Source organism: Candidatus Clavichlamydia salmonicola, assembly GCF_015356765.1.
Lineage (GTDB): Bacteria > Chlamydiota > Chlamydiia > Chlamydiales > Chlamydiaceae > Clavichlamydia > Clavichlamydia salmonicola.
The window spans coordinates 307,135-331,840 of sequence record NZ_WTCQ01000001.1 but is presented as its reverse complement, the minus strand read 5'-3'; the positions used below and the strand labels follow the sequence as shown (position 1 = coordinate 331,840).

General features: G+C 32.8%; 18 protein-coding genes. 9 read left to right on the top strand and 9 right to left on the bottom strand.

Annotation, left to right across the window (positions count from 1 at the left end; translation table 11 throughout):
* Positions 1–271: 271 nt before the first annotated feature.
* From CLAVI_RS01395 to CLAVI_RS01380, 4 genes are all read right to left on the bottom strand, one after another.
* Entirely contained in the window at positions 272–1,144 is an 873-nt protein-coding gene (locus tag CLAVI_RS01395; RefSeq protein ID WP_194843794.1) for a hypothetical protein, read from the bottom strand.
* A gap of 124 nt (positions 1,145–1,268) precedes the next feature.
* Complete coding sequence (locus tag CLAVI_RS01390) at positions 1,269–2,153, bottom strand: hypothetical protein (RefSeq protein WP_194843793.1); 885 nt, start codon at positions 2,151–2,153, stop codon at positions 1,269–1,271.
* Between the two features lie 362 nt (positions 2,154–2,515).
* Positions 2,516–3,505, bottom strand: coding sequence for a hypothetical protein (locus tag CLAVI_RS01385; protein WP_194843792.1), 990 nt, complete (start codon positions 3,503–3,505; stop codon positions 2,516–2,518).
* Positions 3,506–3,658: 153 nt separating this feature from the next.
* A complete protein-coding gene (locus CLAVI_RS01380; protein ID WP_194843791.1) occupies positions 3,659–4,432 on the bottom strand; it encodes a hypothetical protein in 774 nt (257 codons plus the stop codon).
* 204 nt (positions 4,433–4,636) lie between these two features.
* On the opposite strand from CLAVI_RS01380, the gene CLAVI_RS01375 reads away from it, so the two are divergent.
* Positions 4,637–5,296: a hypothetical protein gene (locus CLAVI_RS01375; protein WP_194843790.1), complete on the top strand. Its 660-nt coding sequence runs from the start codon at positions 4,637–4,639 to the stop codon at positions 5,294–5,296.
* 399 nt (positions 5,297–5,695) lie between these two features.
* Here the strand turns inward: CLAVI_RS01375 and CLAVI_RS01370 are convergent, their stop codons facing one another.
* Positions 5,696–6,919 (bottom strand): MFS transporter, encoded by a 1,224-nt coding sequence (locus tag CLAVI_RS01370; RefSeq protein WP_194843789.1) that lies wholly within the window; start codon positions 6,917–6,919, stop codon positions 5,696–5,698.
* Between CLAVI_RS01370 and CLAVI_RS01365 the strand changes: the two genes are divergently transcribed.
* The 4 genes from CLAVI_RS01365 to topA all read left to right on the top strand — a co-directional run bounded on the left by CLAVI_RS01365 (position 6,876) and on the right by topA (position 17,259).
* Positions 6,876–10,121, top strand: a complete 3,246-nt coding sequence (locus CLAVI_RS01365) for an exodeoxyribonuclease V subunit gamma (protein WP_194843788.1) — start codon at positions 6,876–6,878, stop codon at positions 10,119–10,121. The genes CLAVI_RS01370 and CLAVI_RS01365 overlap by 44 nt on opposite strands.
* Position 10,122: 1 nt before the next feature.
* A complete protein-coding gene (locus tag CLAVI_RS01360) occupies positions 10,123–13,284 on the top strand; it encodes a UvrD-helicase domain-containing protein (protein ID WP_194843787.1) in 3,162 nt (1,053 codons plus the stop codon).
* 310 nt (positions 13,285–13,594) lie between these two features.
* Complete coding sequence (locus CLAVI_RS01355) at positions 13,595–14,425, top strand: hypothetical protein (protein WP_194843786.1); 831 nt, start codon at positions 13,595–13,597, stop codon at positions 14,423–14,425.
* A 233-nt stretch (positions 14,426–14,658) separates the two neighbouring features.
* Entirely contained in the window at positions 14,659–17,259 is a 2,601-nt protein-coding gene (gene topA / locus CLAVI_RS01350) for a type I DNA topoisomerase (protein WP_194843785.1), read from the top strand.
* Here topA and dusB read toward each other — a convergent pair.
* Together dusB and CLAVI_RS01340 are read right to left on the bottom strand one after the other, a co-directional pair.
* A complete protein-coding gene (gene dusB / locus CLAVI_RS01345; protein WP_194843784.1) occupies positions 17,256–18,233 on the bottom strand; it encodes a tRNA dihydrouridine synthase DusB in 978 nt (325 codons plus the stop codon). The two genes, topA and dusB, sit on opposite strands and share 4 nt — an antisense overlap.
* Positions 18,234–18,265: 32 nt before the next feature.
* Positions 18,266–18,511: a YggT family protein gene (locus CLAVI_RS01340; protein WP_194843783.1), complete on the bottom strand. Its 246-nt coding sequence runs from the start codon at positions 18,509–18,511 to the stop codon at positions 18,266–18,268.
* A gap of 90 nt (positions 18,512–18,601) precedes the next feature.
* Between CLAVI_RS01340 and CLAVI_RS01335 the strand changes: the two genes are divergently transcribed.
* From CLAVI_RS01335 to recA, 4 genes are all read left to right on the top strand, one after another.
* Complete coding sequence (locus tag CLAVI_RS01335) at positions 18,602–20,035, top strand: hypothetical protein (protein WP_194843782.1); 1,434 nt, start codon at positions 18,602–18,604, stop codon at positions 20,033–20,035.
* A gap of 2 nt (positions 20,036–20,037) precedes the next feature.
* Positions 20,038–20,565 carry a hypothetical protein gene (locus CLAVI_RS01330; RefSeq protein ID WP_194843781.1) on the top strand — a complete coding sequence of 176 codons (528 nt, stop codon included), beginning with the start codon at positions 20,038–20,040 and terminating at the stop codon, positions 20,563–20,565.
* Positions 20,566–20,568: 3 nt separating this feature from the next.
* On the top strand, positions 20,569–21,906 hold the full coding sequence (locus CLAVI_RS01325) for a toxin-antitoxin system YwqK family antitoxin (protein WP_194843780.1): 1,338 nt from the start codon (positions 20,569–20,571) through the stop codon (positions 21,904–21,906).
* Positions 21,907–22,068: 162 nt separating this feature from the next.
* Positions 22,069–23,136, top strand: a complete 1,068-nt coding sequence (recA, locus tag CLAVI_RS01320) for a recombinase RecA (RefSeq protein ID WP_194843779.1) — start codon at positions 22,069–22,071, stop codon at positions 23,134–23,136.
* On the opposite strand, the gene CLAVI_RS01315 is transcribed toward recA, so the two are convergent.
* Together CLAVI_RS01315 and CLAVI_RS01310 are read right to left on the bottom strand one after the other, a co-directional pair.
* Positions 23,133–24,011, bottom strand: a complete 879-nt coding sequence (locus CLAVI_RS01315) for a polyprenyl synthetase family protein (protein ID WP_194843778.1) — start codon at positions 24,009–24,011, stop codon at positions 23,133–23,135. The two genes, recA and CLAVI_RS01315, sit on opposite strands and share 4 nt — an antisense overlap.
* A 40-nt stretch (positions 24,012–24,051) precedes the next feature.
* On the bottom strand, positions 24,052–24,696 hold the full coding sequence (locus CLAVI_RS01310) for an LbetaH domain-containing protein (RefSeq protein ID WP_194843777.1): 645 nt from the start codon (positions 24,694–24,696) through the stop codon (positions 24,052–24,054).
* Positions 24,697–24,706 lie beyond the last annotated feature (10 nt).

Sequence of the window (24,706 nt, the reverse complement as noted above, 5' to 3'; positions counted from 1 at the left end):
AATAAAAATCATCTTCTAATATAATGCATGCGCCAAACAGAAATGCCTATTATCATTTTCTAAATAACCTTACTTTCAGCATCCCTACAGCCATTATAGCTTCTTTAACTAAAACATTCTAATTCAACCAAACACGTATCATCCAACCCCCTCCTTAATGGCTTTTTAACTTATCATAAAGATAAAGCCTATTGTAGACACTATTCAAGCGCTACAAGTTCTAAAAATCTGGTTGTCCTATAATTTATCAATCTTTTTATGTAATTGTACTCTAAACATCTTCTTCTCTATGCAAATCAGCAACTTGATACAAGAACCCTTCTTGCTCTTCTGTTGTATTTTTTTGTATAGATCTATTATTACACACAGCACTTAGAACTAGTACACCTGCATGAGTAAAATACAGAATTGAAGATACCAAAACCATGGAAGATAATTCTTCACATACTGGAATATTATCTATTTCTGGCCCTGGAATACACGCTAGACGCAATGCATTACCTACAAAACTAATACCACTAGCTCCCAACAATAAAATATCGCTTGCTACAACTAATCTTGGAGCGCATCTACCTTCTCCTGATCCTCGACATCTTCTCACAATTTTAACAACTTTCCACACAAATAATACTACCCCTATCATAGCTGATAGCGCTGACATTGGCTCGCAATAATCTGGTTCTGGAAAGCCATTGCTTGGATAAATCGCGGATAATCTTTGTGCTATAGAACTATTCGATGAGAGTGTACCATTAGAAGTCTCAGCTATTTCATTCCCTGTCATCATTGAAAGCGCTGTAGAAAAAAGAGGCCTAGTAGTATTAGTGCCTGTTGTATGCTCCTCAGCACTTGTTATTAGAGAAGTTATTGTGCTTAATACTATATCTACACTAATACCTTCTGTAGCAGGAATCGTTAAAGTTGTGGCTACTGTTGAAGATGGTATTAATTCAGGATGCTTTGTAAAACAATCCATCTTCTCTAAAACAAGTCCTAATATACCCATTCCAATTGACACGCCCACTTGAAGGATACGATCAATCCTGCAAAGCTTCCATTTCACATTCTCATAAGCTTCTAGCGGAGTTTCAGGAAATCTAACTCCTAAAGGATACAGCACTTTTTCATTAAAAATATTTATCATAAAATTCACACGCTCTAGTTAAAATGAACCTATTTATTAGATAGCTGCAATTCCTGCATCTACCACACCCCAAAAGAATTACACCTAAAATAATTAAAGTATCTTTTTTTAATAAAAATCATCTTTAATACGATGCATGCACTAAACACACGTGCCTTTTATCGCCTTCTAAAGAATCTTCTTTCAATAACTCTAAATCATGTTTGGGCCCATTATTTAATAAAGATCTTTCCAATAAACTGATCGCCTCCATCTCTTCTTTATCAACCTCTTGCTCAAAATCTTTCGAAACTAATTTCTTTTTAGCTTTGGCACAAACTATACTCACAATTAATAAACCTGAATTTATAAAATAAAACAAAAAAGATGCTTTTTCTATATAAAATATGCCCTTACACATATCTGGATAAGGCTTTGTAGAAAGCGAGCATTGATACATCAAGACATTAGCTGGCACACTTAAAATACTTGCTGTTACTACTAATCCCGTCGAAACTGCATTTAAAAGTAATTGTGGAGAACTTTTTCTTAGCTGATTTAATCTTATTAGTAATTGCATCACCATCACCACAGCATATGTACTAGAAAACATTATCATTGATGGTGCCCACGCTGCACAAGGATGTTTTGCTGCCGACAAAACTTGAGCAATTGTAGTCAAATCTTCTTCTTTTCTAGCGGCAGTCATTGTAAGCATCGAGGATGTTGTTTTACTTGTAACTAATGAAGCCACTGTACTCCATAAAACATCTTCAGAACCTTTTTTCACAGCAACAAGCAAAGTTTTATTTAATGCTAAAAAAGGCTCTGTATTTGTAAATGGTTCTGCATAACATCCTCTTTGATATAAAACAAAGCCCATAATGCCTATACCTAAAGATACACTTGCATTAACAATCTCTATTAGCTTTCTTATATTTCTACGCATATTGCGACAAGCTTCTTGCGGAGTTTCAGCAAATCGAAAACCTAAACAATTCAGACAATGAACATTAACTAAATTTATCATAAAATCAGCACACTTTTTGTGTAAAAATATTTGCCTTCACTATAAATTGCATCATTATAAATACATACATCTTTTTAAGAGTTTATCTTGCTCTGAGATCACTAAAAAGTGTTCTCCAATCCTTTTTATTTAGCATCAAGTATCTGCTAATGATGAATCTGGTCTAATTCTTTGATGTGAATCATCTCACACTATACTAACAGCTATAATCCTGCATGATAAAATAAAGGGCTGAAGATAAATAAACTTGGAGCTCTAGTCTATCATTCACTACTTTACAAGCCATCCTGGAACATAAAGGAACTAAAATACCTTTAACTGTATCCAAGTAAATATTTTGAATGAGAAAAATTACCTAAAGACTACTCCTCAGAAAAAAAATTAAAATCTGAATTATGAAAACTTCTTCCTAGATAACCTTCATCACTTCCTCTTAAATCATTTTTACAAGAATTACCACTTTGTGGTGCATGCACTAAACACATCCTGTTTGCTTCAAAAAGGCTAATCCTATCTTCACTCAGACTATTTTCTTGAAAAGAATCTACTTCTGATGCTCCTTTCTGAGTAATAATCATGCTTTCAGCATCACCAACATCATCTAATGACTCAATTGATCTAGATGTTTTGTCAAGATCTAAACAGAGTGTACTTAAAAATAGCATGCCTGCATGAGTAATGTAAAGAAAGCTTGACCAACAAGATAGTGCCCCCAATCTATCACATACCATTAGCGAAGATATCTTACTATCAGTATAACATGTTGGAATTAATGAACTGCTCACAAAACCTAGCGCACTAGCCGTTACTAATACCAAATTTGCAGAAGAAATAAGAGCAGCGGTAGCACCACTTTTTCTCCTATGCACTTTACATATTTGTACTATTTTAAATAATGCTAACATACATACTACTCCATTGCACATAGACATTATTATCCCCCAAGATCTACAAAAATCTTCAGATCCTGGCGTTATTAAAGGCCCCCAGAACATTACTGCAAAGTTATTCTTACCCTCTTGAAGCAAAGAATGTGTATTAGTTAGAATATTAGACTCTGTTACATTATTTATAACTAGAGAAGCCTCTGTAATTGCTGATATATCTAATCCAGGAATCAAAATGGTCGTAGATATTAAGAAAGAGGATAATTCGCCTTTCAAATGCTCTTTAAAACAACCTCTTTGATTTATTACTATTCCTATTAAAGCTAACCCTATAGATGCGATTGCTTTTGGAATATGAGAACAGACATAAAGATTGTGACATATATTATGACAGGCCTTCCTTGGAGTTTCAGGAAATCTAAGACCAATATGACGTAGCCCATATGCATTAATTAAATTTATCATAAAATTAGTAAACTACAGGTAAAGTGAAGTTACTTATTAACTGTAATCAATAGGATTTTATGACCACACATGCTTACTAGTAAAATAATCAAGATAGCCTAGTCTTTTCAGGTAAATTTTTTCCATTTTTTGTTTAAAAAAATTATTATCTATTTACTCTTTCATAAGAACAGGCTCTTTTTCTAAATTTAAGGCCTCTTGAGGTAAGATAGACATAAATGAAGCCTCAGAAGCTGAACCCATAGACTGTATCAGTGAAACATTATCCCTAAAAATAACCCTGTGCGCCACAGTTCTTTCTTTTTTTGAAGATAAAGTACATACTCCCACAAAGACTGATACACCTGCATAAGTAAAGTAAAGAAGTGAAGATAGCTCTTCCATTACAGGTAAACAATCATACATTTTATTGGGCAAAAGATTTCTCATATTATAAGAACATTCGCTAAGGATAGTATTAGTTAAAACACTCAGAGAACTAGCGCTCAATGCGATTCCATCAAGCATAATATTTCTTAATAACGCATTGCATGTTTGTTTTTGTTTTCTTAATTGTCTTATTATCTTAACAAGTTCATACGTACCTATGAGCCCACTACATATAGCCAATATTAAAGACCAAGACAGGCACATCTTTTTTGGATAATCATTATTTCCTCTTGTCTCCAATAGTCTATCGTCTACCAGCTCATTCACAACAAAAATTGAAAGACCCTTTGAAGATCGATCCATATTCAAATAAGGGTCTACATAACAACCATTATGACGTAGTGTAGAGCCAAGTAAACCTAACCCTGTAGAAGTAACTATTTTAGTAATTTTGATACAATGCATTAAATTTCTGCATACATTCTGACAAGCTTCTCTTGGCGTTTCAGGGAATCTAAGACCAACTACATTGAAAATTCTTGTATTAATACTATTCATAAAATTAGCAAATTTCTAATAAAGTAAAACTATTTATATAAAGACATTTCAATGTTTTCAAGAAATTATTTTTACATAAGATAATATTTTAATAGCTAATTTTTAGTAAGCATCATCCTTTTATTATTTTTTTTTAAATTACAATATTTTTATCTAACAAAAATGTATAATAAATCATCTTTAATATTAATTAGTTATTAATTTATGAATCCTATTGCCCAGCTTCTATCTTTTACAAGAAATAGAAGAGCTCCACGGAGCCTTCAACAAGCTTGCACAAATTTACAAAATAATGCTGCTGTTGTTCTTCAAGCCACAGCTACTGCTGCCATGGCTGTTATTGGCATAGTCGTTGGCACACAAATGCAGGAATATTCTACGCCTTGCCTGCCCAGTAGTTCTTCCCCTACACCTTCTCCTACAAGAATTTTACCTGCAGTTTATCAAAGCCTGTCTAAAAGCGTAAGTGCTGCAAGCGTAGTATTACTTGTTATTAGTTTAGGCAATACTTTAAAATTATGCTCCTCGCAATTGCCTGGAACACCCTCTAGAAAGAAAAAAATTAAAAAGTGCTTAGAAATACTTAGTGTCGTTTTTCAAGTCTCTGGAGCAACTACAGCTATAACCAGTACTGCTCTGGGGTGTTCTTGCTTTGATGGAAACCCCTCTCCTAATTATTATTTGGCTGGTCCATTCTCTATCACAGGTGGAGTTTTACATAGCCTTCAAGCTTTAACATTATTAGCTAGCTCTCTATTGGAAGAAGAAGAATCTTCTCCTTTGGATATCCCTTTAGATCCTGTAAAAACAAGTCCTATTAAACCAAAAAAATTAGTCATTATATCTTATGAAACTGTGGTATAATCTTAATTAACCTATCCTGTCTGAAGTAATCTTAATACACATATTTCTATCCTTCATTAGCATACCCTATAGACCTTCAACTCGTGGATATCAATGAACATTATTTTTAACAATTACTGCTCAAACAGCCGCTACTCTTATTGCAGCGCTCAGTAATATGCTTAGAATGCTTTGTTTGTCAGGCCCTGTCTCTCCTGAACTTTGTACAAGAGCTGCTTATTTTTTAGGGATCTCTGGGAGCAAAAAATGTGTTACAGCGATCATCCTTCTTTCTAGTTTTACACCTAATTTATTACTTTTAATACCTTCATAGGGTAAGGCCTGCGCAAGCAATTCTTAGATAAGAGCTTACAGTATTTTTAAATTCTGAAGACGAAGAAACTGTAGTTTAATGATTATCTATTCAACTGATTTAGCATTTCTTTTGAATAGCAACATCCACCAGATACTTACAATAACAGAAACTATGGCCATTGCCCCAAAACCTGTTGTTGCTCCTAATTGACACACTTTCCCTGCGAGAAAAATAAATACAGCAGCACAAGCTACTCCAAAAAAATCAAAAAAGTTACAGGCAGCTATGTTTCTAGCACGACTATCTTCTGGGCTAACAGCTTGAACAAAGGTATGTAATGGTATGGTATACATTCCTGCGCACATTCCTAAAATAAATAATGCTATTACCATCCAAGAAAAAATATGCCCTACTAAACACAGTAAGAGAAATCCCCCCGCCATGCCTAATGACATATAAGGAAGCAGTTTAATTCTTACCTTTTTACCTGACAAACGTCCTACTAACCAAGAACCTAAACCTAAACTAATAGCTGGGATTAAAAATAGATAACCTGCATAAACTTCTGGCCAACCAAATTGCTCTGAAACAAAAGGCAGTAAATTTAATTGTGTATATGTGACAACAAAGAAAAAGAAAGCACCTCCACACAAACATGGCACTAAAAAAGGTGTCTTACAAGCAATTTTTACTGATAAAAAAACCTCTTTAAAACAAAAAAACGACAATGCTCTCTTAGTGTTTCTTACATTACTAGGAGCAATTACAAAAGAAAGAATACCAGCTACTATAGCTATACCTAAACAAACAATACCTGAAACAACAAAAATGCCATTTCCTACTTGAGTCAAATATGATGCTAAAAATACGCCTAAAATACTTCCTATGTAAGTAGTCATTAACATAATGCCATTACAATAGGAAAGCTGTTCTTTAGAACAAATCTCTGGTAAAATTCCAAATTTAGCAGGAGAAAATATTGCACTAAGGCAAGCCACCAAAAATAAAACTATATAGCCCACACTCACTGATTGGTAGGTAAAAGCCCATAACCCTAATGCCATGACCACTACTTCAATAGACTTGGTCCAATAAATGATCGTTGTTTTTTTACAACGATCACCTAGTGTGCCAGCTAAATCAGCAAATAAAATGAATGGCACAACAAAAAGCAATCCTGTCAAAGTAAGCACTACATGACTTTTTTCTGGGCTTATGCTCAATAAAAAAAATACTAATAATGTTTTATACAAATTATCACTTAGGCAAGTAAGGAAATGAACAATGAATAATGCTCTAAATGAACGTTTATCAGAAAAAAAAGACATGTCAACTATTAAACACCCTAGAGTGTTTTTTAGCAATCGCCTTGAAACTTTATTTCAGCATTTAGTAACCCATTTATTTGCTATAGATTCATCTCCATTTACAGAAAGAATTATCATTGTCCCTAATAAAGAAATCAGTAAATGGTTAAAAAAAACTATAGCAGCTCATAATTCTTTAGGAATTTTAATGGGATGTAATATTTCTTTTTTAGGAGGTGTAATTAATCATTTGCTTCAAAAATTTTGTAGTAAGAATACATTGCCCTCTTCTTTTTCTCATGCTGATCTTGTTCATCTTATTTACAATTCTTTAGAACAATCTTCGATTCAACATTCTTCTCTTGGCCTACTTCCTGATCAAGAAATTCCTTACTCTTTAATAAAACACTTAGCTTTACTTTTTAAAAAATATGACTTATATGGAACAGAAGAATTTACTGAATTTTTTAATAATCTGAATCATTGGCAAAATGAGCTCTTTCAACTTCCTAAACAATGTTTTCCTTGTTTATCTCAAACTTTAGAAGAGTTATTAAAATCCATACCTTCTTCCAATAATCTTCAAATTTTTCTTTTTGGGTTTTCTTATCTTCCTTGTAAATATTTTAATTTTTTTGAAAAACTATCTACTAAAGCTTCCTTATTTTTTTATCAATTATCTCCTTGCAGGCAATTTTGGACAGATCAAACAACAGACAAAGCTGTCAATTTTTTAATAAAAAAATGGAAAATGCTTAATTATTCAACAAAATCACAAGAAGCGTGGCTTGACTTAACTCAAGACCATCATCATCCTTTTTTAGCAAATATGGGGTCTGTTGTAAAAAAAATGACCCTAATGATTGAAAATACTTCTTTTCTTTCAATAGAAGATTATCATGAATTTTCTTCTTCATCCCATCTTAAACAAATACAGAATGATTTGTTAGATTTAGAAATTTCATCCAATATACAAGAAGATGATAGCCTACAATTACACGTATCTGAAACTCCTTTAAGAGAAATAGAAATTTTATTTAACCATATTGGCTCTTTGTTTAAACAAGGCGCTCGTCCATCTGAAATCGTTGTAATTACTGAAAAAATCAATATCTATGCTCCTTTAATAAAAGCTGTCTTTGATATTCTTCCAATACGTATTAGTGGCCTTAAAGATCCTTTTCAAAACAATTTTTTACGAATTTTACATAAGATACATCTTTTAGAAAATCGAGCTTGGGATTATTTTTCACTTCATTCTCTTCTTTTTGACTCAGCTTTTTCTGAAAAAGCTGAGTGGAATGATTCGCATAAAAGACTGATTTCTTATTGGCTAGATATGTTTCCTTCTTCTTGGGGATTTAACCATGAACATCGCCAACAAGCATTTCATACATTAAATCTTGATTTAAACAATGCCTCTACTGCTACTTGGGAAGATCTTTTTGAAGAAATTTTTTCTAAATTCCCTTTGATTTCTCCTTTTAGTATTTCTACTGATCCTGAAGCTATTAGCTTACTGGGCAATTGGGTTGACACCCTTTCTCACTTATATAAATTTTTGGAACCATTAAGAAACAAAAGACGTGAAACACTTACTTTTTGGAGAAAATTTCTTTTAGATTTAGGTGAAAATTTCTTTTCTATTCCAACTCAAGATTTAGAAGCCTTAAAATTTTTTGCTATTAAAGAAAATAATAGCCTGTACTCTTTTAATTTTATCTTTGATTTACTACAAGATCTTGTCATTCAAGGAAGCTCTACTGTTAATATCAATAATGAAAATGCTATTACTTTTGGGACACTTCAAGATTTACATGGTGTTCCTTATAAACATGTTTGTTTAATAGGATTTGATGGAAAACTTGCTCAAGTAAAAGATGACTCCCTAACAGATTTTTTAAAAGAATTTTTTGGAAAAGATCCAGCTCCCACTCAATTTGAGCTAGCTTGTCAAATGTTTTTAGATGCTATTTTATCAGCTCGGGAAACCTTATTTATTAGCTATGTCTCCTCTAATGAGGATGCTTATGAATCTACTGATCATCGGCTTTTAGAATTAAAGAATTTTGCTTCTTTAAAAAAGATCGTCCTGCACCCTTTAAAAGGGTATTCTTCACTATATTTTACTCAATCAAATTTTCATCAATCTTTTATTCCTCATCATTTTAGAATGGCTCAAGGAGCTGTGCAAAAAAAAACACCTTTAGTAGATTTTTTTTCAGAAAATGCTGCCTTTCAAAACATTTCTCCTCAACAATTTCTTCCAAAAAAAAGCCTTTGTATTCATGTTAGAGAACTACAATCCCTTCTTCTTTCTCCCTTAAATCATTTCTTTCACCATAGTTGGGGATCACGCTCTCAATTAAAAAAGTTACAATTTCACCCTAGATTTGATCTTACTGAAGAAGAAGTTGCTGCTTTTGCTGTTAAACAGGCCGGCCAAAATATAGAAGCTGCATCTATTTTACCCACTTCGTTATCCTTTGCTTCTCCTCTTTTTAAAAATAAAGCTTCAAGCTCCATTCTCTCGTTATTAAATACTTTAAATGATCATACAAATCATGCTTCTCGTTATAATGTTCTTCTTTCTGAACATCACTCAACAACCCCAGAATTCATCCAAGAAAAAAATGAACGTATTTTAAAAATACGTCCCCCTGAAATTTATTTAAGCAATGGAAGTTGTATTAAAATTTTAGGAAAAATTGGACCTTTTATTAATAATATTCGTGTAATTCCTTCTGATAAACAATCTCTTTCATTGCTAAAATTTTGGCCTGAAATTCTTATCTTAGAACTCCTGAATGGTTCTTCTCTTATGGAAGATCCTTTTTCTTGCTTACTTGTTCCTAGTTATCTCTCTTTGTCTTTAGAACATCCTTATTCTGCAATGACTCTAGTGCAAGATTTACTTGAGTATTACTTTATTGCTGCTTCAATACCATCTCCTTTATTGTTTAGATGGTTATCAGAAATTTTAAAAAAAAATGAGGCCTCTCTTGACTCTCTTATTCATAGTACAGTAAATCGACTATCTCCTGATCAGGCTCTTTTTTGGTTTCTTAAATTCCGTAAACTTCCTTTAGCTAAAGATATTATTCAATTTTGGGAACCCATTGCTTCATCTTTTCTTTCTCCTTTATTTACTAAAAATTATGCAGCCTTAACTACTGAAAATACCTTTATAAAAAAACCTCATCCTATTCATAGCAGGAAATAATATGACTACTGAATTCAATGCTCTGACTACGCCCATAGCTTTGACCGGCAAATATTTCTTAGAAGCTTCTGCTGGTACTGGTAAGACATTCGCTATTGAACAACTCTTAATTCGTCTTCTTTGTGATCCATCAGAACCAAAAATTCAATCAATCTTAATTGTCACATTCACCAAAGCAGCTACTGCTGAATTAAAAAGACGAATAAAAAAATCTCTTCTAGAAATCATTAACCAGCTGTCAACAAATACACCCACTAATATAGAAAAAAAATTTCCTTACTTAAGTACACACTTAACTCAAACCGAAGATGTAAAACGGATTTACAGACAATTAAACAGTGCGCTTTTAGATTTTGATGCTGCACAAATATTTACAATCCATGGATTTTGCTCAGAAATGCTTCTTCTGCATCCTGAGCTAACAGGATTTTTTTCTTCTTTAAGAAAAAAACCTAATACTGTTGCTGAGACAATTCTCTTACACATTCGAAATTATTTTATTCAAAATCATTTCTTAAAAATACTCACTCTTCAAAGCATTCAAAAATTAGCTAAAAATTTTCCAAAAGACCTGCACGTTAACTTATTAGAGCACTTGCTAAGCAAAAGTTCTATATCAGACAATTCCAAATTTATTGATCCAGACTTAATAACAGCTATGAATGCTATTCTTAAAGGCATTAAAAAAAATTTAGGAATTACAGATACAAAAGAACTTTTTGAAGATTTAGCTCTTCAAGCCTCTTGTTTTAAAGGTTTAGCAGACCGTCAACATAATTTATATCCTGCAACTATCACCTCTCTGCAAACATTTGCTCAAGGCTTGATTCAGAATGACTCTTCACTATTAATAGATTCTATTCTTATCAAAATGATCATTGCTAACCGAAAAAAATCTTTTGATAAAATTTCTCCTTCTTTTGTCTTTCCTAGTCTTTTAGCAGATTGTGAGCAATCAGGACTTTTTGATCTTTTAAAACAATACTCAGATAAAAATCGTATCTTACATATTTTAGGAGAAGATCTCCGAGACTACATTCGATCTCATAATCCTCCAGGAGAAATTTCTTTTCCTGATGACTTGCTTTTATTGTTTCAACAAAATCTTAAAAATTCTGTGTTTTTACACACCATTCAAAACAAATATAGCGCTGTTTTTATTGATGAATTTCAAGATACAGATCAGGTTCAATGGGATATTTTTTCTACTCTTTTCTTAGATAAAGATTATAAAGGAGCATTTTTTCTTGTTGGAGATCCCAAACAATCCATCTATCGCTTCCGAAATGCTGATATCTATGTATATCAAAAAGCTAAAAAATGTTTTCCCTCTCAAGATGTCTATTCTCTCCAAGTTAACTTCCGCTCTGATCCACGATTACTTTCAGGATTAAATATCCTCTTTAGCAAAAATAAATGTTTTTTTAACCTACCTAAAACTGGCGAACACTTCATTTATAATCCTTTAAAAAGTGGTCTTCCTACTCCTAAAAATGGCCATGATGCAGAGAAAAAAAATATTCATTTTTTCTTTCATCATGATCAACAAGAAATGTTTAAATTTATTGAGCAAGAAATTCTAGAATTAAACACCCTTTTCCACATTCCACTGCAAGAATGTGCCATTTTAGTAAAAGATCGCTACCAAGCAGCTCAATTCGCAGAATTCACTTCTTTGCCACTCAATATTAAAACACCTCGATCTTTAGTTAAATCAGCAGCTTTTTCCTTACTAAAAGATCTTCTTTTTTCCTTACGCACACCTTTTAATCATAGTGCTTGTTTAAAAATTTTACTTAGCCCGTTGTTTGCTTGTACTTTTCAAGACGTACTTTTAAATCGCATAGAACTTTCTCAACTTTTTTTATCTTACTCTAAAATTTTTCAACAAAAAGGGCTCCTTTGTCTGTTTCAACATATACTATTAAGAAATGGAAACAATCTTATATCTATTCCAGAAGGCAATTTATTATATGCAGATATGGAACAAATTATTGAAATCTTAGAAGATCTTTCTAATAACCCTAATGAATACGCCCTATTACTAGAGCGTATGGAACTTGGTGGCATAAGTGAAGAAACCTTTCGTGCTAGATCATCTCAAGAAAAAGATGCTGTTACAGTCATCACAGTGCATTCTGCAAAGGGATTAGAATATAGTGCTGTTTTCCCCATTGGATTAGTTCCTCAAAAAACCACTTCTATGGACCAAGAAGAAATTATAGCAGAAAAATTAAGACAAACCTATGTAGCACTTACTCGCGCAAAAGATCGTTTATACCTTCCAGTTCCGACAGATTACTCTGCATATCCAGAATCTCCCATAACTTTGTTATTAAATAAGATATTAGAAGGATCTTCCATAGAAGATTTCTTAAAAGAACATCCCCATGTTTTTTCTTATTCAAAAACATCACCCTGTAGCTTTAAGAAAAGAGACTTCATCGATTTACAAAATCTAGAACTTTTACCTTTGGAATCTTTTCCTAATTTTTCAGATACTTTTTCTAAAACATCATCATTTTCTTCACTATATCGCCATGAAGACCCCCTTAATTCTATTACTTCTGCAAATCTAATAACTCCTCAAAATTTTCCAATGGGACCAGAAATTGGACTTATTATTCATAGTATATTTGAAAAAATGAATTTTAGAGCAATAGTTGAAGCAGGTTCTCCACATATGCTAGAGCCTTTAATTAAGCCCTTCTTAAACCATACCTCTCTTGAAGGATGGTCTTTGCAAATTGCTGAAATGTTATTAAAAGTCTTTTTTACTCCTTTAAAAGGAAGCGCTGACTCATTTTTCCTTGCGGATATCAACCCTTCATATATTTTTAGAGAATGTGAGTTTCTTTTTGAAGAGTCTGAGTCTACAGGATTTTTTAAAGGATTTATTGACCTATTTTTTCAACACAATGGTCTATTTTATATTGTTGACTGGAAAACAAATTTTATAGGTCCTTCTTACTCTGATTACTCCCAACATCAATTGAAGCAGGTAACAGAACGTTATCATTATGATAAGCAAGCTGGCCTATACAAAATTGCTTCCTTAAAATACCTCAGTCTTTTTGATGCTGCTGATAAATGGGGAGGGAGCTTTTATCTATTTGTTCGTGGCTGTGATCCTGAAGGAAATGGCGTTATATTTTTTCCTTAGTAATTTGCATAAAAAAGATCTTTTTATAATTCTATAATTGGTCAATCTATAATAACTCAAGGAACTATATGTCCCCCCGTGTTGTCTTTGGGCTTTTATGTTTACTATTAGGATCTGCTTGCGTTACCTTCATACCTTGTCCTCCTACAGTAAAAATAAAAGTAGCAAACAGTAAAATAATTGCCTTCTTAAAAAGATTGAAATAATTTTTTTTCTTTTTTGAAAGATAAATCCTGTTATCTGATTTTAAAAAACTTTAGGTAAGATAACCTAGCTCTTACAATTAGATTGCACAAAAGTTGATCCTATTATGTATAAAAAATTTCTTTTGCTTGTTGCTATACTGTTTTTCATTAGTTTTATATTTTTTACTACTGGTGATCGATCAAAATGGTTACAGCCTAAGATTAATCCTGTTAAACATTCTGTAATGTCTTTTGATTTTAAAGATAATGCTCTGACATATGCAAAAGCCTTACCTCGTTACTCTCATTTTCCTCTTTTAACCCCTTCCTATGAAACATCTTTAGAGATTTCTTCTTTACAAGCTTCTGAAAACATTTTTAATAATATTTGCGCTCCTTTGAATCAAAAACATTTATTGATAGCTCTTTATGATATTGGCATGGCTGACTCTTTCTTCATTTTATCTCCCTTTAACGTCCCTCCTCTTTCTCCAGGAAGGGCTATAAAAATTTATGGCTTCAAAAGATTATTTAATTGCCAAAATTCTTTTTTCTATTACTCATCTCATCAACCTGATAGCAGCAATGTTGGAATATTAAATATCTGTCCTGCGCAAAAAGATGATTTTTTAACTGCTGTTGTTTATAAAGTTAATCAAGAAGATTTTCTGCATTTACGTCAGGCTTACCCAGGCTATAATTTAGTTCCAGTGGTTGCTCAAGAATATAATCAACCTACTCATCCATTTTTTATATGCTATACCTGGGAAGCAGATCCCTTATATATTAATGACTCTATTCTTCCTTCCCGTCATGCATATTCTCTTATATGGCAACTATTAGACTCTCCTGAGTATATAAAAAAATATGGGCTGCCTTTTTCTAAAGATTATTTAAATACTACCTTCCTTGCTGATGGTCACTCCGTTATGGAAATTCATGAAGAATACAAATAAAAAATGGCCTGTTTTATTTTTTTGACAAAAAATTTTCAAAAAAATTTATGCATAATCTTAGGTATACAAAGGATTTGACCATATAAAAGTTGTTATAGAAAATATTAAAAACTTATCTGTCTTTTATAAAAATATAGAAAAACCTATCCCTTCTATTGACACTTATCATAGAATTGAATTGAATAGCCGCCTTGGCTAAAGCCACTTTTTTTTGAATTAAAATCATACTGTTGATGAAAAAGTCTTTAATTGTTGTTGAATCTCCGACTAAAATCAAAACTCTTAAAAAATTTTTAAAAGATTCTTTTGTCTTTTCTGCTTCCCTTGGCCACATCAAAGACCTTCCTACTAAAGGATTTGGGATTGATGTTGAAAATAACTTTGAACCTCAATATGAAATATTAGCAGATAAGAAAGAGATTATTGCCAATATTAAAAAAATGGCAAAAGATTGTGATATCGTTTATCTCTCTCCTGACCCTGACCGAGAAGGTGAAGCTATTGCATGGCACATCGCATCCTTGCTTCCACCTGAAACTATCATTAAAAGAGTTTCTTTCAATGCCATTACAAAAAATGCTGTTCTGCATTCTCTAGATAATCCGCGTGAAATTGACATGGATCTTGTTGATGCTCAACAAGCTCGTCGATTACTTGATAGAATTGTTGGATATAAGATTTCTCCACTCTTAATCAAAAAACTTCAACAACGTTCTGGTGTCTCAGCAGGACGAGTACAATCTGCTGCTTTAAAATTAGTAGTTACAAGAGAAAATGAAATAGACCTTTTTGTTTCTACTGAATATTGGACTATTCGTGCTCAATTAAAAGACATGAAAGATCCTATGCTTTTTTCTGCCTCTCTTTATTCAAGACATGGATTAAGATGGGAAAAAGAGCCCTCTGAAGGAAAAAACACCTTTACTATTGGAAATGAAGAGCTTGCAAATACAATTGTTAATGAACTTAAAAAAGCAGCTTTTCATGTAGAAAAAACTGAACGTAAAGAAAAAAGACGTTACCCTTCACCTCCTTTTATTACATCTACTTTACAGCAAGAAGCAAGTCGTCATTTTAGGTTTTCTTCTTCCCGAACCATGAGTATTGCTCAAGCTTTGTATGAAGGAGTAGAACTTCCTCAAGAAGGTTCTACTGGTCTTATTACTTATATGAGAACAGACTCTGTTCGCTCTGATCCTGAAGCAATTATAGAAGCACGCAATTATATTAAAAAAACATTTGGCACCACAAATCTCCCTGATAAAGCTTTAGTTTATACATCAAAAAAAACTGCTCAAGATGCGCATGAAGCTATTCGCCCTGCAGATGTTAATCTAACGCCTGATAATTTAGCGCCATTTCTTACTAAGGAGCAGCATTCTTTATATCAACTTATCTGGAAACGTTTTGTTTCTTCTCAAATGGTTCCTGCTATTTATGATACATTAATAGTAACTATTGGTACTGATTGTGATATTCTCTTACGCTCTTCTGGTAGTGTTTTAAAAAAAGAAGGCTTTCTCTCTTTATACAAAGAAAAAATTGATGATGAATCTGAAGAAGAAACTATTTTACTCCCTCCTCTTCAAGAAGGTTTTCCATTAATTAATAATACTATAACTAGTGACCAAAGTTTTACCAAACCTCCTCCTAGATTTACTGAAGCCTCCCTCATTAAAGAATTAGAAAAATCTGGCATAGGCCGTCCATCGACATATGCAACTATCATGAATAAGATTCAGAGACGAGAATATACTGTAAAAGAAAATCAACGCCTTAAACCTACTGATTTAGGAAAAGTGATTACACAGTTCCTAGATACCAATTTTCCTGACATCATGAATATTGGTTTTACAGCAGAAATGGAGGATCTTCTTGAATTAATAGCCATTGGAAAAAAAGACTGGAAAGATCTAATTAAAGATTTTTGGCATCGTTTTATTCCTATTGTAGAAACAGCAGAAAAAGAAGCTTTGATTCCAAAAATTGATACTGACTTACCCTGTGATAAATGTAAAAAAGGTTTCTTACAAAAAATCTGGTCTCGTTCACATTATTTTTATGGATGCTCTTGTTATCCTGAGTGTGACTTTAAAATTTCTGATAAAGAACTTTCATTTAATAAAGAAGATTACTCTGAAGAGACCAATTGGGAGCAGCAATGCCCTAACTGCAATAAAGAAATGAAAGTTAAACATGGTCCTTATGGAGCCTTTTTTGGTTGCTCTGGATATCCTGAATGTAAAGGCATTATAAATCTCTTAAAAAAAGGTGAACAAGCTAAAGAAACTATTGCTATGATTCCATGTATGGCCATTGGCTGTGAAGGGCAGATCATTCAAAGAATGTCCCGCTATGGAAAAACCTTTTTTGCCTGTTCAGATTTCCCACGCTGTGATGTTATTGGTAATCAAATAGACACCATTTCAGAAAAATATGCCAACCATCCTAAAACTCCTTATGAGAAAAAAGGACGTTTTGCAAAGAAAACACCTGTAAAAACCCGCGCTTCAAAAACTAAAACTGTAAAAGAAAAAGTTTCTAAAAATAAACCAGTAAAAGAGAAGAAAAAAAGAGCTCCTTCATTGAGTAATTTGTTGACTCCTTCTAAAACTCTTTCTTCGATTATAGGAGCAGAGCCTGTGACTCGAGGAACTGCTGTTAAGAAAATTTGGTCTTATATTAAAAGTCAAAACCTTCAAGATCCTTCTAATAAACGACAAATTTTACCTAATAAGGATCTTCAAATTTTGTCTGGTTCGTCTGCGCCTATTAACATGTTTGCTATTCCAAAATTACTTAGTGAACACTTAGAAAAGCCTACGCTAAGTTAACCTTCCACTGCATCTAATAATTCAAAGATACCTTCAGAAGATTTAAATGTAGCTAAAGTCCTTCGCAACTGGGAACATCCAGCTACTCCCTGTAAATAATGACCACAAAGTTTTTTAGCTTCTATAAGAGTTCTTTCTTCACTATTGTAAAACGATTTTACAATAGTTAAATGTTCAAAAAATAGCTTTTTAGATTCTTCAAAAGAAATGGGAACTCTTTCTTCTCCATATTTTAAGAAATGAGCAATATGATCAGACTTCCATGGTGCTCCCATAGACCCTCTACCAATTGCTACACCATCACACCCAGTATTAGCCATTAAAGCTGCTGCTGATGGGCCATCTAGAACATCTCCATTGCCAAAAATAGGAATGTTTTTCGATGCATCTTTACACTGTTTGATAAAGTCATGATTAGCAGGTCCTTTAAATCCTTGTGAACGAGTTCTACCATGAATACAAATAGCAACTGCACCTGCATCTTCAATATGAGCTGTTATTAATGGAATATTAATAGTTTCCTGATCCCAGCCTGCTCTAATTTTTACAGTCACTGGCAAAGATGTACTGGTTACCATTTTTTCAACAATTGCGCCTAATAAAGCAGGATTTTTTAAAAGGCCAGATCCACTACCATCTTTAACTATCCTGTCTGTTGGACATCCACAATTTAAATCTATAAGATCAAACCCATGATCCTCTATAATTTGGACTCCATCAACAATATTAGCTAAACTACCTGTGCAAATTTGTGCTCCTATTGGCCTCATCTCTTCTGAATAAGCCAGCACTTGTTTTGACGAAGGTGTATATCTTATTAATGATTCTATCTTTAACATTTCACAAAACATTAACCCAGGAGAAAACTGTGACGCCATTTGACGAAAAGGATAATCTGTGTAACTAACTAATGGAGCATATGTTACAGGAGAACGTAACATTAATGGCCCAACTTTCAATGCAAAACTTTTCATTTAACTGAAGAAAATACGAAATAAAATTAATTTTAGCGAAATAAAGCTATGATCATCCATTCAGCTAATCGCAAACAAATAAATGCTGGAATAAGACTAAAATCTAAAGGTCCCAAAGGAGGCACAATTCGACGAAAAACTTGCAAATAAGGTTCTGTACACTTGCCTACATACTGCATAATAGGATGATGATGTAATCTAAAAAAGCCACCTATAACCCAGACAACAAGTAGAAAATGGTACAAAGTAAAAAAAACTTTAAAAAAATAAGCTAACATTATTCATTCTGGAGTTACAATAATTTTTCTTGAAAAAACGCATGAGCTAAACTATAAGCTCTTGTATCCATAATAGCAGTTTTTCTATACATGTTAACACGCTTTTTTCTTTCTTACGCAGGAATAACCTTCGACCCTGAAACTGGAACAAAAATAGCGCTTTTACATAAAACTTGTAAAGGATGGGTTTTAGAATCTCTCTTAGCATCTGAAACTCAACAAAATCTTTCTAGGTATATTCCTTCATCTGCTATCCGTATTGCTTCTTTGTCTCCTGAAAAAATTTGTATTAGATTTTCTGAAACAGATGTAAAAAAAAATAAACATATTCAAGCAAGTTTTAGCCTGCGTGCTGATTCTTTACTTCCTTTTCCAAAAGAAGAAGCTATTTCTCAATTAATTATCTCTCCTTCATTTGAAGGAAAAAAAACTGTAACTAGCTTTGTAACAAGAAAAAATTTTTCTCATAAATTGATTAATGAACTGGCTCGTCAAAATTTATTTCCTGACAGAATATCAGGTAAACAAGTCGATTATTTGAATCTCATTAACTATATTTCTCACCCAATCAAGGAACCTTATATAGTTCTTTTTGCTGATCAAAAAAACATTACTTGCATGTTCTTTTCTCATAATATTCTAAAAGCGACGCGCAATTTTCTTTTTGATTCAAAAGCATCCTCTAAAATAAAAATGTTTTTAGAAAGTGTTGCCACTTTAAGTCCTTCTGCTTATATAGAAAATATCCTTAGCGTTGGGCTATCTAATGAAGAAATATTGTCTTTTAAAAATTTATTGAAAATTTCTGTGACTTCTTTGATTTTTAAAGGATTACCCCCTATTTCATCAAAACAATGGAAAGAATTTGGTCCTGCCATTGCAGCTGCCTTAGCAGGCGCTAACTCCAAATTTAATTTAATAGATTTTTCTACTAATAAAACTGCTCATCCAAAATTTAAAGCCAGAATCAAGCAAATTCTTTTTCCTACTTTAGGATTAGCCGCTTGTTTATCGTTGCTATCAATAGGAGCTTATAAATTATCTATTTTACCTTTACAAAGAGAAGCTCGTCGAACATTTTCTTCTTTATGCAATTTATGTGATCAACCTAATTTTCCTATGCCATCTTCACAAAAAAGCTTAAAATCTGGCAGTACTATGTTAATCAAATCTTTACATTTTACCCCGCCCAACTTTCCTTTAATTCCTATTATGGCCTCTCCTGCTAATGTTTTAAAATTTGTTTCTGAAAAATTAGATCTTCATGAAAATAAAGAAGGCCCTAGCCTTTCTTCCTTTTCTTATAAAATGGATTCATACCCTTCAAAAAATTATCCCTTAAAAAAATATTCAGTAAAAATATCTATTGAAGGTTTCTGTCCAGACCACTTGTTAATGAACCGCTTAAAACTAGCCCTAACCAGCAACAGCTCGATTGCTAATTTAGAACAACCTATTACATGGAAAACTGATAAAGGATTTTTCTATGCTGATTTTTATTTGAAAGATGGTACTCCTTATTAATCATGAATAATCGATCTCTAAACAACTGCATTATCATATTTTTAGTGGCTATTGTGACTGCTCCTCATTTATTTTTGTGGGTCTATGCTCAGCATCAAAGAAAAAATTGGAAAGAAACCATTCGTGTTCTAGAAGTAGCAAAAACTGCAGCATCAAATCATCGGCATTATCTTCTTCTGAGCAATAAGAAAAATCAAGAATCAGCACAACATCTCATTGTTGAAAAAATCCTTAATGGAATGCCTTTATTAACTTCTTCTTCTATGCAAGACCTAGAAAAAAATAGATTGCCTCCTTTACTTAACTTACATCTATCTAATTCTATGAATGATCCAGAAAAATTATTTATAACTCAAAAAAATACCCTGATTGATATTCACGATTTGCATACTATTTTAAAAATTATAGAAAAAGGATATTTGGCATCTCCTAATTTTTTTACCACTAATTTTAGTGTACAAAGACAATCTACATTCTCTAAAGATGCTATTTTTGACTTACAGTTTTCCTTACTTAAACGAGCTCCTTGATTTATGAAATGTATTTTAAATAATCGTTGTTTTTTCTACTTTTTAACTATTCAGTGTTTCCTTGGATCTTCGTTTAAAGTCGCAGAAGCAGCCCCTTATCATCAAAGACGCTCTTGCCCCTCTTCTTATACAAGACGCCGAGCTAAAAAAGAACGTATTCCTATAAGTATCAATATTATTGATCGTAATGGCCTTTCTGAAACTATTACAGCTAAAGATCGCCTTCGCTCTTTTGGTAAAATAGACTTTTTAAGCCCTCAATCTTACCAAAAAGTTATGCGCACGTTTAGAACAAAAAGTGGGATCACTCTTGGGCTTATCACAACCTATCATCCTAATGGTCAATTAAAACAATATCTAGAAACTCGGAACACAAGTGCCTATGGATCATATAAAGAATGGTTTTCTGATGGAAATAAAAAACTTGAAACCTATGTAACAGGTGGAATCCCAGACATAAGTCCATCAGCAGAACGCTCTTGGCTATTTGATGGAATTAGCTATGCTTGGAATGAATCTGGTACAAAAATCGCTGAGATTCATTACACAAAAGGAAGTCTTGAAGGTCTTTCCTATCACTATCATGCTAATAGTCAAGTATGGAAAATCTGTCCTTTTAAAAAGGGACAACTCCATGGCATATTTGCAATTTATAAAAATACAGGTGAACTGCTTCAAAGCATTCCTTTTTATGAAGGCAAACGACATGGAGTATCTCAAAGATTTTGGTCCAAAGAACAAAAAGCATCTGAAGAAATTTTTGATCAAGACCTTCTTATAACTGGTGATTATTTCAATCCTCATGGTCTTTCCCTTTCCAGTATTCGTAAAGGTAATGGTGTTAAAGCTATCTTTAGTCATTCAAGCCTTTATCAGACCCAAGAACATAAACAAGGTAAACCTGATGGACTAGTAACGATTTTTGATCCTTTATGTAAACATATTAGTCAAACATACCATATACATAATCAATTAAAAGATGGCCCTGAACTCTTTTTTTACCCTGAATCTTCTAACGTAAAGTTAAAGCTCCATTGGGTTGCTGGATTATTAAATGGCTCTGCTACCTCTTACTATCCTGATGGTAAAATCAAAAGTGAAAAAGAATTTCAAGAAAACAAAAAACAAGGAATTCTTAGTTGCTATTATCCAAATGGTGATCTGATGCTTATTGAAGAATACTCTAAAGATCTTCTAGTTAAAGGCGAATATTTTAGCCTTGGGGATATTAACCCTTCATCAAAAGTGACTAATGGACTAGGTACTGCCTCTATATTTAATGAAGAAGGAAAACTTATTCTCTCTATTTTTTATCAAGATGGACTTCCTGAAGTTGATTAATATTAATTACTTATAAAAATAAATTATCAAATAAACAATAACTTTATATTTATTTTTTTTCTTATTTTAAGAAAAAGTGTTACTGCTCATAATCAGTTTTGTTTTGTTATTAGAAGAAAATTCTTAAATTTATGATTATAATTACTTCAGAAGGAGAATAACATGTCCTCACCGGATCGTAAAAAAGCTTTAGACGCTGCTGTTGCATATATTGAAAAACAATTTGGAGCTGGCTCCATAATGACATTAGGAAAGCATTCAGCCTCTCATGAAATTTCTGTTATTAAAACTGGCACTCTTGCGTTAGATTTAGCATTAGGCATTGGTGGTGTTCCCCGTGGACGAGTCATTGAAATTTTTGGTCCAGAATCATCAGGAAAAACAACATTAGCTACTCATATTGTAGCTAATGCTCAAAAGAATGGCGGTCTTGCTGCTTATATTGACGCAGAACATGCATTAGACCCCTCTTATGCAGCTTTAATTGGTGTCAATGTTGATGAATTGATGATCTCTCAACCAGATAGTGGAGAAGAAGCTTTAAGCATTGCTGAACTTTTAGCTCGCTCTGGTGCTATTGATGTGGTTGTTATTGATTCTGTAGCTGCTTTAGTTCCAAAAAATGAACTTGAAGGAGAGATTGGTGATCATCATATTGGGCTTCAAGCTCGCCTGATGTCACAAGCATTACGTAAATTAACAGCAACTCTTGCCCGTAGCAATACATGTGCTATTTTTATTAACCAAATTCGAGAAAAAATTGGAGTTAGTTTTGGTAACCCAGAAACAACTACTGGTGGTCGTGCTTTAAAATTTTATTCTTCCATTCGTTTAGATATTCGTAGAATTGGTGGTATTAAAGGTAGTGATGGAATTGACATTGGAAATCGAGTCAAAATCAAAGTAGCTAAAAATAAACTTGCTCCTCCATTCCGCATCGCTGAGTGTGATATTTTATTTAATGAAGGTATTTCTTCTGCTGGATCTCTACTTGACCTTGCTGTTGAAAAAGGACTCATTGAAAAAAAGGGCTCTTGGTTTAGTTATAATGGCCAAAAGCTTGGGCAAGGACGCGAAGCTGTTCGCGAAGAACTAAAAAAGAATAAGAAATTTTTTGCAGAAATTGAAAAACGTCTTTTAACTGAATCATTTCCTTCAGGAATTGTTCCACCTGCAGTAGCAAAAACCACTCCAGCAGAATCTGACAAAGAACTTGCTCTTGTTAATTAAATCTGCTCAGTAACATAATCCATTAATTGAAAGAACTCATTATTATTAATATTGAGTTCTTTCAACATTCTTTTAAAATTTTCAGCTTCTTTATACACTTGATCTTTAGCACTGTTAAGACCAAAAGTTTGCGCAAAATTAAAATTTTCTTTTTTTACATTTAGAGCATCTGAAGAAATATCTAAAATATCATCAACTATTTGAAAAACTTTACCAAAATGAGTAGAAGCTTCTTTTAGTAAAGGTAAAAACTCTATATCACCACCACCAAATAACCACCCTAAAACAAAAGTCATTTCAAAAAGCGCTCCTGTTTTTCTCTTTATGACAGTATCACAGAAGTCTTGATGAGAATTTTTTGAAAAAATATCATCAAATTGACCTCCAGCAAGTCCAAATGCACCTGTATTATATGCTACATTTTCTACTGAAAGAAAATATGCTTGAGTAGTTTTTTCAGAAGGAATAAGAGCATGAAGGATTTGAGCATTTACACGTAAATTATCATAAGCAGCAGCAATTAATGCGTATGTAACAAGAAGAGCAGTTCCTTCATTAAATGCTTTATGTAAAGATGGTTTGTTTCTTCTTCTATCATCATTATCCATACACGGTAAATCATCAGCTATTAATGTTGCTGTATGTACCCATTCAACAGCCACCGCCACATGTTCTATGGGATGTATATTTTTTAATGCCTTCGTCATCATATGAATAATTAAAGGCCTAATTCTTTTACCTCCTGAATTTAGGGCATATTCTATAGCTGGTCGTAAGCCTATTCCTGGGGCACCAAAAGTCGCTAACGATTTATCAATATTTTTATTAATGAGAGATATATAGTTTTTAAAAACAATTTTTGTGGCTTTCTTCATAATTTTACTGATATTTTATTTTTTAATAAGATCTACAGCCTTATGGAGTAGAGCCTGGATTGAATCCAGATATTACTTGGCCTGGATACACTATAGTTTTCCGTAAAAGGAAGGTACCAGGGTTTGTTACAACATTACAACCAAGAAATGATCCATCTCCAATTATAGCTCCAAGTTTCTTTAAACCAGTTTTTACAGATAATCCCTTTACCTTGACTTTGATATTGGATTGATCTATTCGAATATTTGCACATTTAACCCCTGCGCCTAAATTTACATCATTTCCAATAATAGAGTTTCCAAGATAAGCAAAATGAGCCGCTTTAGACCTATTCATAAAAATAGTTTTTTTTATTTCTGTCCCATGTCCAATTACACAATGATCCCCAATGACAACAGAGCCCCTTATATAAGCGCCATGACGAATAATCGATTCTTTACCTATAATACAAGGGCCCTTAATATATGCTCCTGGCTCTATGATTGTTCCAGGGCCTATTTCTATTTGAGACTCGTTTTCCAAAAAAGCATGTCTATGAATATGCCCTTGGATACCGCAGTATTGATAGGTATCAAAAAATTGAGGTAAAAAAGTCAATAATTCCCAACAAAGATACGATTGATTCATGAGATTTTTTAAAATAAAATCATCAAAATCGAAAAAAAGAGACGGCGCTAATATCATTGTTCCATAG